Source organism: Stenotrophomonas maltophilia group sp. Smal13, assembly GCF_030236855.1.
GTDB classification, from domain to species: Bacteria; Pseudomonadota; Gammaproteobacteria; order Xanthomonadales; family Xanthomonadaceae; genus Stenotrophomonas; species Stenotrophomonas maltophilia_A.
Genome location: NZ_JASJSQ010000057.1, coordinates 17,249 through 31,076, shown reverse-complemented (window position 1 = coordinate 31,076; position 13,828 = coordinate 17,249). Strand labels below are relative to the sequence as shown.

12 protein-coding genes are annotated in these 13,828 nt (G+C 66.1%); 4 read left to right on the top strand and 8 right to left on the bottom strand.

The window, feature by feature from the left end; all coding sequences use genetic code 11:
* Positions 1–143: 143 nt before the first annotated feature.
* From QRO95_RS17255 to QRO95_RS17245, 3 genes are all read right to left on the bottom strand, one after another.
* Positions 144–1,709: a YdiU family protein gene (locus tag QRO95_RS17255; RefSeq protein ID WP_285303084.1), complete on the bottom strand. Its 1,566-nt coding sequence runs from the start codon at positions 1,707–1,709 to the stop codon at positions 144–146.
* 32 nt (positions 1,710–1,741) lie between these two features.
* A complete protein-coding gene (locus QRO95_RS17250) occupies positions 1,742–2,431 on the bottom strand; it encodes a glutathione S-transferase family protein (RefSeq protein ID WP_285303083.1) in 690 nt (229 codons plus the stop codon).
* Between the two features lie 188 nt (positions 2,432–2,619).
* Positions 2,620–2,829 (bottom strand): cold-shock protein, encoded by a 210-nt coding sequence (locus tag QRO95_RS17245; protein WP_004153307.1) that lies wholly within the window; start codon positions 2,827–2,829, stop codon positions 2,620–2,622.
* 301 nt (positions 2,830–3,130) lie between these two features.
* Here QRO95_RS17245 and QRO95_RS17240 point away from each other — a divergent pair, with 301 nt between their 5' ends.
* Positions 3,131–3,619 (top strand): YaiI/YqxD family protein, encoded by a 489-nt coding sequence (locus QRO95_RS17240; protein ID WP_285303082.1) that lies wholly within the window; start codon positions 3,131–3,133, stop codon positions 3,617–3,619.
* A 6-nt stretch (positions 3,620–3,625) separates the two neighbouring features.
* Here QRO95_RS17240 and QRO95_RS17235 read toward each other — a convergent pair whose 3' ends face one another.
* Complete coding sequence (locus QRO95_RS17235) at positions 3,626–4,504, bottom strand: pseudouridine synthase (RefSeq protein ID WP_285303081.1); 879 nt, start codon at positions 4,502–4,504, stop codon at positions 3,626–3,628.
* A 124-nt stretch (positions 4,505–4,628) separates the two neighbouring features.
* Between QRO95_RS17235 and QRO95_RS17230 the strand changes: the two genes are divergently transcribed.
* The 3 genes from QRO95_RS17230 (at position 4,629) to QRO95_RS17220 (ending at position 8,519) form a co-directional block, all read left to right on the top strand.
* Positions 4,629–5,177 (top strand): YaeQ family protein, encoded by a 549-nt coding sequence (locus QRO95_RS17230; protein ID WP_285303080.1) that lies wholly within the window; start codon positions 4,629–4,631, stop codon positions 5,175–5,177.
* A complete protein-coding gene (locus QRO95_RS17225) occupies positions 5,174–6,358 on the top strand; it encodes an NAD(P)/FAD-dependent oxidoreductase (RefSeq protein ID WP_132809922.1) in 1,185 nt (394 codons plus the stop codon). The genes QRO95_RS17230 and QRO95_RS17225 overlap by 4 nt, the downstream gene beginning before the upstream one ends.
* A 91-nt stretch (positions 6,359–6,449) precedes the next feature.
* On the top strand, positions 6,450–8,519 hold the full coding sequence (locus QRO95_RS17220) for an EAL domain-containing protein (RefSeq protein ID WP_285303079.1): 2,070 nt from the start codon (positions 6,450–6,452) through the stop codon (positions 8,517–8,519).
* Between the two features lie 71 nt (positions 8,520–8,590).
* Here the strand turns inward: QRO95_RS17220 and fabV are convergent, their stop codons facing one another.
* The 4 genes from fabV to yajC form a co-directional block, all read right to left on the bottom strand.
* Positions 8,591–9,850, bottom strand: a complete 1,260-nt coding sequence (gene fabV, locus QRO95_RS17215; RefSeq protein ID WP_049425168.1) for an enoyl-ACP reductase FabV — start codon at positions 9,848–9,850, stop codon at positions 8,591–8,593.
* A 654-nt stretch (positions 9,851–10,504) separates the two neighbouring features.
* Positions 10,505–11,485 carry a protein translocase subunit SecF gene (secF, locus tag QRO95_RS17210; RefSeq protein WP_071228983.1) on the bottom strand — a complete coding sequence of 327 codons (981 nt, stop codon included), beginning with the start codon at positions 11,483–11,485 and terminating at the stop codon, positions 10,505–10,507.
* A gap of 15 nt (positions 11,486–11,500) precedes the next feature.
* Positions 11,501–13,357 carry a protein translocase subunit SecD gene (gene secD / locus QRO95_RS17205; protein ID WP_285303078.1) on the bottom strand — a complete coding sequence of 619 codons (1,857 nt, stop codon included), beginning with the start codon at positions 13,355–13,357 and terminating at the stop codon, positions 11,501–11,503.
* A 61-nt stretch (positions 13,358–13,418) separates the two neighbouring features.
* A complete protein-coding gene (gene yajC, locus QRO95_RS17200; protein ID WP_005409257.1) occupies positions 13,419–13,763 on the bottom strand; it encodes a preprotein translocase subunit YajC in 345 nt (114 codons plus the stop codon).
* Positions 13,764–13,828 lie beyond the last annotated feature (65 nt).

Here is a 13,828-nt window from a genome sequence, read left to right as displayed (position 1 = left end):
ATGCGGCTGCCAAGCCTACAGGGACGTACTTGCGGCGTCCCCGCACTCCGACACCACCCCGCCAAACCACGGAAGCCAGCTCTTGCCTTGGCTTTTGATCTGGCCTCTGCGGGTGCAGGGCGCAGCCCTGCCGAAACCCACCCTCAGGAGCTGCAGGACAGCATCGAGCAGCCCGCGCGGTTGTCTGCCCACGCCGGGCGCTTGCCGGCGAAATGCTCCAGCCCGGCACGCTCGGTGTACGGATCACGCAGTACGTCCTGCAACGCATGAACACCGCCGAGGTCGCCCTGTTCGGCGCGGTCGATGGCTTCCTGCGCCAACCAGTTGCGCAGCACGTACAGCGGATTGGCCGCGGCCATCTTCGCCGTGCGCTCAGTGGCCGACAGCGGATCGGCCTGCAACCGTGCCGCGTAGTCCTGCAGCCACTGCTGCAACGGCGCCTGCACCGCCTGCTGGCGCGCCTCGTCGTAGTACACCGCGTCCAGCAGCGCCGCATCCGGTGTCGCCGGATCGAGGCGCATCAGCGCGCGCCAGGCCAGGGTCATGTCCATGCCACCGTCCTGCATCAACTGCTGCCAGCGCAGGTAGAGCTGCAGGTCGTCATCGTCGGCAGCGGCCAGGCCCAGCTTGGCTGCGGCATCGCGACGGGTGCAGGCCACGAAGGTGGACTGGTAGGCCGCCAGACCGGCCTGCAGCGGCGCAACATCGGCGAACAACGGCGACAACGCCTGGGCCAATCGGCTCAGATTCCAGTACGCCACCTGCGGCTGGGTACCGAAGCGATAACGGCGGCCCTGCGCGTCGGTGGTGTTCGGCGTCCAGTCCGGATCGAAATCCTCGACCCAGCCGTAAGGGCCGTAATCAAGTGTGAGGCCGAGCACGGACAGGTTGTCGGTGTTCATCACGCCATGCACGAAACCCACGCGCATCCAGTGCGCGATCATCTCGGCGGTTCGCACCGCGATCTGCGCGAACCAGTCGCCATACAGCGCCTCGCCCTGCCCTTCCAGTTCGGGGAAATCGCGGGCGATGCAGGCATCGACCAGCTGCTGCAGCAGGGCGGTTTCACCACGCGACGCAGGCAGCTCGAACGAACCAAAGCGCAGGAACGACGGCGATACCCGGCACACGATGGCACCCGGCTCCGCGCGCGGGTGGCCGTCGTAGAACATGTCACGCACCACGTCGTCGCCGGTACCGACCAGCGACAACGCGCGCGTGGTCGGCACCCCCAGATGGTGCATCGCTTCGCTGCACAGGAATTCGCGGATCGACGAGCGCAGCACTGCGCGCCCATCGGCGCCGCGCGAGTAAGGCGTGGGGCCGGCCCCCTTCAGCTGCAGCTCCCAGTGGCGGCCATCCGGCGCGACCAATTCACCCAGCGAGATCGCACGGCCGTCGCCGAGCTGGCCGGCCCAATGGCCGAACTGATGGCCACCGTAGTTGGCCGCCCATGGCTGCATGCCTGCATACAGTGCGTTGCCACCGAATACACGGGCGAAGCCTTCGCTCTCGACCTCAGCGGTATTGAAGCCAAGCATTTCGGCCACGTCCGGCGCCCAGGCCAGCAGCGTGGGCGCCGTCACCGGGGTCGGCATCACTGGCGACCAGGCTGCGCCCAGCACTTCACGCCTGCGCGGGCCGGATTCGGGGTCGCCCGGCAGGGTATGCAGCAGGCGGTTGTCGAAACGGGGGCTGTCGGTATCCATGGTGCTGAAGATGGGGGCGACGGCCGCCCTCCTCAATTGCCGCTGAGCGCCTGCAGGTGGCCGCCGTGGGCCTCGGCACGCTGGTAGGCCGGGCGCTCACCGATACGCTTGAGGAAGCCACGCAGTGCCGGCTTGTCGTCGAGGCCACCACCGCGTGCGGCAGCGGCCTGGATCGGGAAGCTCATCTGGATGTCGGCCGCACTGAAGCGCTCGCCAGCAAACCACGGGCTTTCGGCCAGGCGGCGCTCCATCCAGTCCAGGTGCAGGCGCCGCTGCGGACCGATGAAGCCGCGCTCGGCCTTGTCGGCGATGCTGCGTGCGATCGGGCGCGCGAAGAACGGCATCGGTGCGCTGCGGATGCGACCGATCACCAGGGTCAGCAGCAGCGGCGGCATCGCCGAACCTTCGGCATAGTGCAGCCAGTAGCGGTAGGCGATGAGTTCAGCTCCGTCGGCCGGCATCGGTGACGGCGACAGCTGGCGCTGGGTGTCGTAACGGTCAGCGAGGTAGTCGAGGATCGCCCCGGATTCGGCCAGCACCAGCTCGCCATCCTGCAATACCGGCGACTTGCCCAGCGGATGCACCTGTCGCAGTTCCGGCGGCGCCAGCAGCGTCTTCGGATCACGCGGATAACGGCGCAGTTCGTAGTCCAGCCCCAGCTCCTCCAGCATCCACAGCACGCGCAGGGAACGGGAGTTTTCCAGGTGGTGGACGATGCGCATGGACGGTTCCGCGATGGGAGGATGCATCTGATCTTAGCCCGCCCGGCTGCATGCCTTTTGTAGAGTCGAGCTTGCTCGACTGCTTTCAAACGCAGTCGAGCAAGCTCGACTCTACAAAACAGCGGGCAATAAAAAACGCCGGAAGCTTTCGCTTCCGGCGTTCTGGCTACCAAACGGTAGCAGACGGATTAGACCGCCTGCACCTGGTCAGCCTGCATACCCTTCTGACCCTGGACGGCGATGAAGGTAACCTTCTGGCCTTCCTGCAGGGTCTTGAAGCCGGTGCCCTGGATGGCACGGAAGTGCACAAACAGGTCCGGGCCGCTTTCCGGGGTGATGAAGCCGAAGCCCTTGGCGTCGTTGAACCACTTGACGGTGCCGGTCTGACGATCAGACATTTGACTAACTCCTGAAACACATGTTGAAAAAATCGCAGCCACCGGGTATCGGGGCCGAGACTGAGTTGCAGGCGTTGGTAAAGCGGATCGATGAGCGGATCGTGAGATCAACTGCACCAGGCCACGATTCACGGTGACCCTAGCAAACACAGTGGGACGAACGATACGCGTGTTTTCTGGAAAAAGCGATAGCCCGGACGTTCATGGGCAGACCCCGCCCGCTAGACGTGACAAGGGCTGGCAGCCGATCGAGGCTAACTCCGAGTCCCCATTCAGGATTTTCCTACCCTACACTGGGTAAATGACTGAAGCTGAAACCCAAGCTGAACCCGCTCTCCCACGCATCTGGGTAGACGCGGACGCCTGCCCCACCGTCATTCGCGACATCCTGTTCCGGGCCGCTGAACGCGTTGGGATCGAGCTCACCCTGGTCGCCAACCAGTGGATCCGGACCCCGCCCTCACGCTGGCTGCGCTCGATCCAGGTCCCCCAGGGCCTGGACGTGGCCGACAGCGCCATCGTCGAGCGGGTCGCCGCCGGTGACCTGGTGGTCACCCAGGACATCCCGCTGGCCGCGCTGGTGCTGGAGAAGAAGGCGGTGGCGCTGAACCCGCGTGGCCAGCTGTACACCCCGAACAACATGGCCGAGCGGCTGTCGATGCGCAATTTCATGGAAGAGCTGCGCGGCGCCGGGGTGCAGACCGGGGGCCCACCGCCGCTGGGCCCGCGCGACCGGCAGCTGTTCGCGGCCGAACTAGACCGCTGGCTTGCGCGGCGCTCCACCCGCTGAACCGCGCTACCCGTCCTGATCCGGCAGTCGCAGGCGGCGCTGGCTGCTGAACCAACGCCGTTCCCCGCTGAATGGGTCATCGAAGGCCAGCCCCTGTGCAAGCAGCTGCAGGGGGGGCTCGATGGCCCCGGCCAGGCGCGGCATCAGCTGCGGATACAGGTCATCACCCACGATCGGAGCCCCCAGCATCGCCATGTGCACGCGCAGCTGGTGCTTGCGGCCGGTCTCCGGCCGCAGCCGGTAGCGCCAGATCGGCCCCTCGGCCTCGATCGGCTCGATCCGGCTGCGCGCATTGGGCTCGCCCGGCACTTCGGCCATGCGGAAGAACGGTTCGCCCGGCACCAGCCGGCTGTCCCGCTGCAGCGGAAACGCCAGCCCGGGCAGCGCCGGTGCCAGCGCCTCATAGGTCTTCTCGATGCGCCGCTCGCGGAACAGCCGCTGATAGGCGTCACGCGTGGCTGCCTGGGTCGAGAACAGCACCAGGCCGGCGGTCAGCCGATCCAAGCGGTGCAACGGCGCCAGCTCGGTGTTTCCGGTGCGTGCGACCAGGCGAGCCAGCAGGGTTTCGCTCACATAGCCACCGGCCGGCGTCACCGGCAGGAAGTGCGGCTTGTCGGCCACCAGCAGGTGCGCATCCAGATGCAGGATGGTCTCGGCGAAGGGAATCACCGGCTCGTCGGCCACCTCGCGGAAGTACTGGATTTCCAGCCCCACCTGCCAAGGCATGTCCGGCGCCAGTGCCCTGCCCTGCGCATCCTGCACGCGGCCTCGGGCGAAGCGGTCCTGCCATTGCGCACGGTCGATGCGCGGGAAACGCGCGCACAGGCCATCGAGCAGGCTGGACCAGTGGCCGGGTGGCAGCTGCAGGCGGCTGGGCAAGGTCACGGCGTCCACTCCGGCCACGGGAAAGAGCGCAAGAGTGCCACCGTTGACGCTGCGCAGACAGACCGGCAACGGACACCCCTGGAGCAAACCTCTATCATTGTCGTCTTTAGTCCACGGACCCCCCATGGCCCTCACCGCCACCATCCGCAAGGCCGAACTGCAGATCAGCGACATGGATCGCGGCTACTACGCGACCCACAACCTGACCCTGGCCCAGCATCCGTCCGAGACCGACGATCGCCTGATGGTGCGCCTGCTCGCCTTCGCGCTGAACGCCGGCGACCGCCTGGAATTCGGCCGCGGCCTGAGCACCGATGACGAGCCGGATCTGTGGGAACACGACTACACCGGCGACATCCTGCAGTGGATCGACCTGGGCCATCCGGACGAATCGCGCATCCGCAAGGCCAGCAACCGCAGCCGCCAGGTGCAGGTGATCAACTACGGCGGCAATGCCTCAGAGATCTGGTGGGGCAAGCAGAACAAGGGCCTGGCGCGCTTTGACAACCTCTCGGTGGTTGATCTGGACGGTGAATTCGTCGAGCGCTGGGGCCAGCAGATCCAGCGCGCCATGCGCTGGAGCGTGCTGATCCAGGACGGTGAAGTGCAGCTGCTCAACGACCAGATCCAGCTCGACGTGATCCCGAACTGGCGCAAGCGCGCCAAGGCATGAGCACGATCCGTTGCGACGTGGTGGTCATCGGCGCCGGTGCGGCCGGGCTGATGACCGCAATCACGGCTGGCCAGCGCGGCCGCCAGGTGCAGGTGATCGACCATGCCAACAAGGTCGGCAAGAAGATCCTGATGTCCGGCGGTGGCCGCTGCAACTTCACCAACACCGGCACCACCCCGGCCAACTTCCTGTCGGCCAACCCGCACTTCTGCAAGTCGGCACTGGCGCGCTATACGCCCTGGCACTTCATCGAGCTGGTCAGCAAGCACGGCATCGCGTATCACGAAAAGGAGCTGGGCCAGTTGTTCTGCGATGTCTCGTCCAAGCAGATCGTGAAGATGCTGGTGGACGAATGCCAGGCGGCAGGCGTGCAGGTGCGTACCGACTGCAGCGTGCAGCGCATCGAGCATGGCAGCGATGGATTCCGCGTGCACACCACGCAGGGCCTGTTCCATTGCGCCTCGCTGGTGGTGGCCACCGGCGGCCTGTCCATTCCCAGCATGGGCGCCACCGGCTTCGGCTATGAAGTGGCCCGACAGTTCGGCCACCAGGTGCTGCCGACCCGCGCCGGGCTGGTGCCGCTGACGCTCAGCGGCAAGCACCAGGAACGGCTGGCCGATCTCAGCGGCGTCGCTCTGCCCATCGAGGCGCGCTGCAACGGAAAGAGCTTCCAGAATTTCATGCTGCTGACCCATCGCGGCGTGAGTGGCCCGGCGATCCTGCAGATCTCCTCGTTCTGGCAACCCGGCGACGCGCTGGAGCTGGACCTGCTGCCTGGCCAGGATGCCGGCGAGTGGTTGCGCCAGATGAAGCGCGAACGTCCTGCCGCCGAGCTGCGCACGGTACTGGGCGAGGTACTGCCGAAGCGGCTGGCACAGCGGTTGTGCGAACACTGGCTGCCCGACCGGCCCGTGCGCCAGCTGGACGAGCCGGTGCTGCGCCAGGCCGCACAGCTGCTGGGCGCGTTCCCGCTGGTGGCCAGTGGTACCGAGGGCTACCGCACCGCCGAGGTCACCCTGGGCGGCGTGGATACCGCCGAGGTCTCGTCCTCGACGATGGAATCCAAGCGCGTGCCCGGCCTGCATTTCGTCGGCGAGGTGCTGGATGTGACCGGCTGGCTGGGCGGCTACAACTTCCAGTGGGCCTGGGCCAGCGGCCACGCAGCCGGTGGCGTGGTGTGAACCGCATCGCCGTTCAATGCGTGCAAGGGGTGCGCGCATGGACGGTTCGCCGCGCATCGTGTATCTAGATTTGCAGATTGGGGAGCAGTGCATGCAGAACGCGAACGACATCACCATCCGCCTGCTGATCGTCGATGACAGCGGCGAGAATGCCGAAGCCATCGTCAGCACGCTGCGCAACAGCGGCATCGCGGTACGCCCGTGGCGTCCGCAGGATGCAGCCGAGCTGGCCCAGGTGCTGGCCAGCCAGGCCATCGACCTGGTGCTGGCTTCGCCCTCCCAGGGCATCCCGCTGCCACTGGTGGCCCAGCATATTGCTGCCAGCGGCAAGGACATTCCACTGGTGCTGCTGGCCGAGCGCATCGACGAAGACGAACTGGTGCAGGCCAGCAGCCACGGCATCCGCGCCCTCGCCCTGCGCCAACGCCCGGAGCACCTGCTCGCCGTGGTCCGTGACCAGTGGGTGGACCTGCAGGCGCGTCGTGGCCTGCGCCGCATCGAGGCGCAGATGCGCGAAACCGAGCGCCGCTGCGACGCACTGATCGCCTCCTCGCGCGACCCCATCGCCTACGTGCATGAAGGCATGCACATCCGCGCCAACGACGCCTATCTGGAGATGTTCGGTTACGAACATTTCGACGACATCGAAGGCATCTCGCTGCTGGACATGGTCGCCGCCCAGCATGTGGAAGGCTTCAAGCAGCTGCTGAAGGGCCTCAGCCGTGGCGAGGCGCCGCCGCCCCAGTACCAGCTAGACGCGCGCCACGAGGATGGCAGTGCGTTCCCGGCGACGATGGAGTTTGCCGCTGCCACCTACGAAGGCGAATCCTGCCTGCAGGTGGTGCTCCGCCGCCGCATGGAATTCGACCCCGAGCTGGCACGTGAGGTCGAGGACCTGCGCCAGCGCGACCAGGTGACCGGCCTGCTCAATCGCCCGACCTTCATGCTGCAGCTGGAAAGCGCGGTGGCCCAGGCCGGGCGCAGCGAAGGCCAGTTCGGCCTGCTGCTGATCGAGCCGGACCACTACGCGCGCCTGCTGCCGGACATTGGCCTGGCCTCGGCCGACACCCTGATCGGCGCGCTCGCCGCGCTGCTGGCCGAAGTCGTTGGCGAAGACGCGCAGCTGGCCCGCTTCGGCGAACACAATTTCGCCGTGCTGCAGGCCGGGCCGTACGCGCAGACCGTGGCACTGGCCGAGCGCATCCGCGAAGCCTACGCCGCGCACGTCTTCAGCATCGGCGCACGCTCGGCCACGGTAACGGTCAGCATCGGTGGCGTGCAGGTGGGCGAGAAGATCGCCAGTATCGGCCAGGTGCTGGCACGCGCCAGCGAATGCACGCAGGCCGCCGCAGAACTGGGCAACACCTGCCGCATCTTCGACCCGGCCGCCGCCGACCGCGTGGAGGAAGAGCGCGTGCTGCGCTGGGTCGCCCGTATCCGTGAAGCGCTGGCCGGTGACGGCTTCCAGCTGCACTACCAGCCGGTGCTGAACCTGCAGGGCGAGTCACTGGAGCTGTATGAGGCCTACCTGCGCCTGGAGCACAATGGCGAACTGCTGAGCCCGACCGCGTTCCTCGGTATCGCGGAGGAGCACGGCCTGCTGGCCGACATCAACCGCTGGGTGGTGTCACGGGCGATCGCGGTGCTGGGCCAGCGTGCACGCGAAGGCCATGCCACGCAGATGCTGGTGAAAGTGACGCCGGAATCGTTCGACGACCCGCAGATGATCGCTACCCTGCGCCGCGAGCTGCAGGCTCAGGGTGTACCCGGTGAACGGCTGTGGCTGCATGCGCCGGAAGCGAAGGTGTTCACTCACCTGCGCAGTGCACAGCAGTTCCTTGCCGAAGTAGCACCGCTGGGCTGCCGCATCGGCCTGGAGCAGTTCGGTTCGGGGCTGGATTCGTTCCAGCTGCTGGCCCACTTCCAGCCGCAGTTCCTCAAGCTGGACCGTGGCTTCACCAGCGACCTGGCAGCCACCCGCGAGAACATCGACCGCATCAGCCAGATCACCGCGCGCGCGCAGGAAGCCGACATCCGCACCATCGCCGAATTCGTCAGCGATGCCAATTCGATGACGTTGCTGTTCAGTGCCGGCGTGGACTACGTGCAGGGCGACTTCGTTGGCCCGGCGTTGCCGGAGATGGGTTTCGAGTTCGGGTGACCGATGGTGGTGCCGGCCGCTGGCCGGCACCACCCAAAGAGAAGGCCGGCTTTCGCCGGCCTCTTCGTTGATCAGGTCATGTCGACCAGATTTTCGATCTTCACGTCCGGATTGACGTCGGCCTCGTAGTCGACACCCTCCACGCCAAAACCGAACAGGCGCAGGAAATCGGCCTTGTAGCCGGCCAGATCGCTGATCTCGTACAGGTTCTCGTTGGTCACCTGCGGCCACAGCGCGACCACCTTGCCCTGCACGTCCGCGGCCATTTCCTTGTAATCGGCACGCAGGCGGCCTTCGTCATCGACCAGCGCGACGGTGTGGCCATCGCCATCGACCAGGTCGTGGCGCAGACGATCGACCGCCACGCCATCGGCCTTGCCGCCGTAGAGGATGTCGTACAGCACGTCGAGCTGTTCGATGCAGCCTTCGTGCGTGCCCTTTTCCTTCATCACCTTGAACAGCAGCGACAGGTACAGCGGCATGGTCGGAATGGCCGAGCTGGCCTGGGTGACCACGGCCTTCAGCACCGACACGCGCGCGTCGCCACCGATCCTGGCCAGCTTCTCGCGCAGGCCCAGCACCTTGTTGTCCAGGTCCTTCTTGGCCGCACCGATCGAGCCATTCCAGTAGATCGCCTGGGTGATCTCTTCGCCCACGTAGGTGAAGGCGGTGGTGGTGCAGCCATTGGCCAGCACGCCGGCGTCGGCCAGCGCATCGATCCACATCTGCCAGTCCTCGCCGCCCATCACCGCGACGGTGCCAGCGATTTCTTCCGGGGTGGCCGGCTGCAGATGGGTCTCGGTCAGCACCTCCTTGTCGGTATCCAGGCCACGCAGGGTGATCGGCTCGCCGATCGGCTTCAGCGTGGAGCTGATGATCTCGCCGGTCTTCGGGTGCTTGCGGCGCGGCGCGGCGAGGCTGTAGACGACCTGGTCGACCTGGCCGAGATCGGCCTTGATCATCTCGATGGTCCTGGCCTTCACTTCATCGGAGAAGGCATCGCCGTTGATGCTCTTGGCGTACAGGCCAGCTTCGTCGGCGTACTTATGGAACGCGGCCGAGTTGTACCAGCCCGCGGTGCCCGGCTTGGTTTCACTACCCGGGCGTTCGAAGAAGATGCCAAGGGTGGCGGCGCCACTGCCGAAGGCGGCAGTGATGCGCGCCGCCAGGCCGTAGCCGGTGGAGGCGCCGATTACCAGCACGCGCTTGGGACCATTCTGGATCGGCGGACGTGCGCGGATGTAGTCGATCTGCTGCTTGACCGCGGCTTCGCAGCCGGTCGGGTGGGTGGTGACGCAGATGAAGCCGCGGACGCGCGGTTTGATGACCATGGATACCTCGGGTTGGCAGATGCGGCGCGCGGGGCGCTCAGCAGGAATACGGGCGCGCGCCTGCGCGCGCGAACCGCAGGATCGTAGTGCGCGGGGGAAGATTGCACAACCGACGGCGGCGTAGGGTGGGGTTTGTTCTGCAGGGTTGCACCCTGCACCCGCAGAGGCCGGAGCAACGACCGGAGCCGGAGCAACTTCAAAAGCTGGGTTCCTGTGGGTTGGCGGGGTGGGTCCGGTTGCGGGGGACGCCGTAAATCCGTCCATGGAGGCTTGGCCGCGGCATCCATGCCGCGGACACCCCCGCAACCGGACCCACCCCGCCTTCGACAGATTTCCGCGATCTGTTGGACATGTCGCCGCTGCTGTTGGTGGGTGCCGACCGTTGGTCGGCACGGTTGAATTCATTCGATATCTGACAGATGTGCCGACCAAGGTCGACACCTACCAACAGCCGCGCGGAACCGATCTGGGGCAGAGCCCCCTGAGTCAGGGGGCGGCCGCGAAGCGGCGGGGGTCTGGGAGCTGGTAAGTGGGGCCCACGGTTCGCGCAGCGAAGCGTGGGAGCGACAGCGCGCATGCGATGACGCGTACCAGCCCTGCCAACAAAAAACCCCGCTTGCGCGGGGTTCTCTGCGTGCTGCATGCAGCGGGTGCTTACGGGCGACGGGCCAGGGCCTCGATGTCCTTCGCCTTCGGCAGCAGGTCCTGCTTGCTGACGCGCAGGAAACCGATCGTCAGCATCGGCACCGCCACCAGGATCGAGGACAGCACCACGATCACCGCACCGATCATGTGCGTCTCGGCCAGGCCTTCCATCGAGCTGCCGCCGTACATGTACAGGGCAAGCGCCGACAGGAAGAACATCACCGCAGTGATCACCGTACGCGACAGCGTCTGGTTGATCGAACGGTTCAGCACTTCCATCGAGTCCACGCGCAGGCTGCGGAAGTTCTCACGGACGCGGTCGAAGACCACGATCAGATCGTTGATCGCAAAGCCCATCACCGACAGCAGGCCGGCCAGCACGGTCAGGTCGAACTCACGGCCCAGCAGGGACACGTAAGCAACCGTCACGATCAGATCGAACATCGCCACGATGCTGGCGGTGACCGCGAACTTCCATTCGAAGCGCACCGCGATGTAGATCAGGAAGCCGGCCAGCATGAAGATGGTGGCGTACAGGCCATTCATCGCCAGGTCCTTGCCGATCTGCGGGCCCACGAACTCGTTGCGGAGCACGGTGGCCTGGTTGTCGGCGGTGGACAGTGCCTTCACCACGGCGGCGGCGGTGGCCTTGTCCTCGTGCGCGGCGTCGCCGGTACCGGCAGCGTGCTCACCGTGCGGGGCCAGGCGGATCAGCAGATCGGTGTTGCCACCGACGCTCTGCACCTGGGCACCGTCGAAGCCACTTTCCTCGAGCTTGGTACGGACCTGCTCGACGTCCACGGCCTTGTCGAAGCGGGCTTCGATCAGGGTGCCGCCGGTGAAGTCCAGAGCGTAGTTGAAGCCCTTGAAGCCGATGATGGCAACCGAGGCCAGGAACACGATGACCGTGACGACCATCGCGACATGGCGCCAGCGCATGAAGTCGATCTTGGTGTCGTTCGGGAGGATGTGCAGCGGAAACAGTTTCATGTGCGTGTCGTCCCGTCAGATGGCCACGTTCTGGAGCTTCTTGCGGCGGCCGTAGATCAGCGTCGCCAGCGCACGCGACACGGTGATCGCGGTGAACATGGAGGCGAAAATACCGATGATCATGGTCAGCGCGAAGCCCTTCAGCGGACCGGTACCGAATGCGAACAGCGCCACACCGACGATCAGGCCGGTCAGGTTGGCGTCGAGGATGGTGCCGGAAGCACGCTCGTAACCGGTCACGATCGCGGTCTTGCCCGGCACGCCGGCACGCAGCTCTTCACGGATACGCTCGTTGATCAGCACGTTGGCGTCCACCGACAGGCCGACCGACAACGCCAGACCGGCGAAGCCCGGCAGGGTCATGGTCGCGCCGAACAGCGACATCACCGCCACCACGATCAGCAGGTTGAACAGCATCGCGATCGAGGTGATCACGCCGAACATGCGGTAGTAGACGCTGAAGAACACCAGGGTGAACAGGAATGCGAACACCACCGCGCGCATACCGTTCTTGACGTTCTCGGCGCCCAGGCTCGGGCCGACCACGCGCTCTTCGACGAAGTCCATCGGCGCGGCCAGCGAGCCGGACTTCAGCAGCTTGGCCAGGTCCTCGGCTTCCTTCTTCTGCAGGCCGGTGGTCTGGAAGTTCTTGCCGAACACGCCGTTGATGTTGGCCACCGAGATCACTTCCTCGTTGACCCTGAAGCCACGCACTTCCTGGCCGTCGACGACGGTCACGGTCGGCACGCGCTCGGTATAGACCACCGCCATCGGCTTGTTCACGTTGGCGCTGGTGAAGTCGAACATGCGCTGGCCGCCGACATTGTTCAGCGTCACGCTGACCGCCGGAGAGCCGCTGTTCGAATCGGTCACCGCCTGCGCGCCGACCATCTGGTCACCGGTGACGATCACGCGCTTGTTCAGCAGGACCGGACCACCGCCATCACGACGCTGGTAGACCTTCGCTTCCGGCGGAATGCGCCCGGAGTTGATGGCGTCCTGTGCATTGCCGTCAACCACCGCGCGGTACTCGAGGGTAGCGGTGGCGCCGATCATGCGCTTGGCTTCGGCGGTGTCCTGTACGCCCGGCAGCTGCACCACCACGCGGTCGGCACCCTGGCGCTGGATGATCGGCTCAGCCACGCCGAGCTGGTTCACGCGGTTGCGCAGGGTGTTGATGTTCTGCTCGATGGCGCCGTTGGCGATCTGGGTGATCTCGGTTTCCGGCACGGTCACCGTGATGCGATTGCCACTGACGTCGTAGCCGAGGGTCGGCTGCGCCTTCACCAGGGCAGTGCGGGCACGCTGCGCGGCGTCGTCACCGGCGGACGGGCTCAGGTTCGCCACGATGCTGTTGTCAGCGCGGCGTTCCACCGACTGGTACGGGATGCGGGCGTCGCGCAGCGTGCTGCGCACGTCTTCGGTGTAGGCGTCCAGGCGCTTGTCCAGGGCGGCCTTCTGGTCGACCTGCAGCACGAAGTGCACACCGCCCTGCAGGTCCAGGCCCAGCACCATCGGGCGACCGCCGAGGTTGGCCAGCCAGTCCGGCACGGTCGAGGCCAGGTTCAGGGCCACGGTGTACTTTTCGCCGACCGTGTCACGCAGGGCGTCGCTGGCAGCGGACTGCGCCTTCAGGTCCGGCAGGCGGACGATCAGGCTTTCCCCTTCCTTCTCGGCACCGACGGTGGCGACACCGGCCTTCTTCAGGTCGGCCAGCACACGGTCACGCAGCGCATCGTCGATCTGGCCGCCACGGTTGGCGGTGATCTGGAGGGCCGGGTCCTTCTGGTAGATGTTGGGCAGCGCGTACAGCGCGCTGAGCGCCAGTACGATCAGGATGACGACGTACTTCCAGCGTGGAAATTCGAGCATTGCTTGGGTCCCGCGCGGCGCCATCCCCGGCGCCGCGGTTGTGCATCGGAAAGGGAGTGGCTTACTGGGCCGACTTCAGGGTACCGGCCGGCAGCACGTTGCCGACAGCGCCCTTCTGCACGCGGATGCGCACGTTGTCCGCCACTTCAATGGTGATGAAGTTGTCGCCGATGTCGGTGACGATGCCGGCGATGCCGCCGTTGGTCAGCACTTCGTCGCCACGCTTGATCTTCTCCAGCATGGCCTTGTGCTCCTTCTGCCGCTTCATCTGCGGGCGGATCATCAGGAAGTACATGATGGCGATCAGGATGACCGGGAACAGCAGCGTGGTCAGGCCCATGCCCTGCGGTTGGCCGCCGGCGGCCTGGGCGTGGGCGGCGGGAATCAGGAAGGCAAGCAGGTTCATTGTTGGTCCTTTGGTTGGGCGGCGCTTCGGCCCTTTCACGGGCACGAGGTGTCGACCGCGGATCT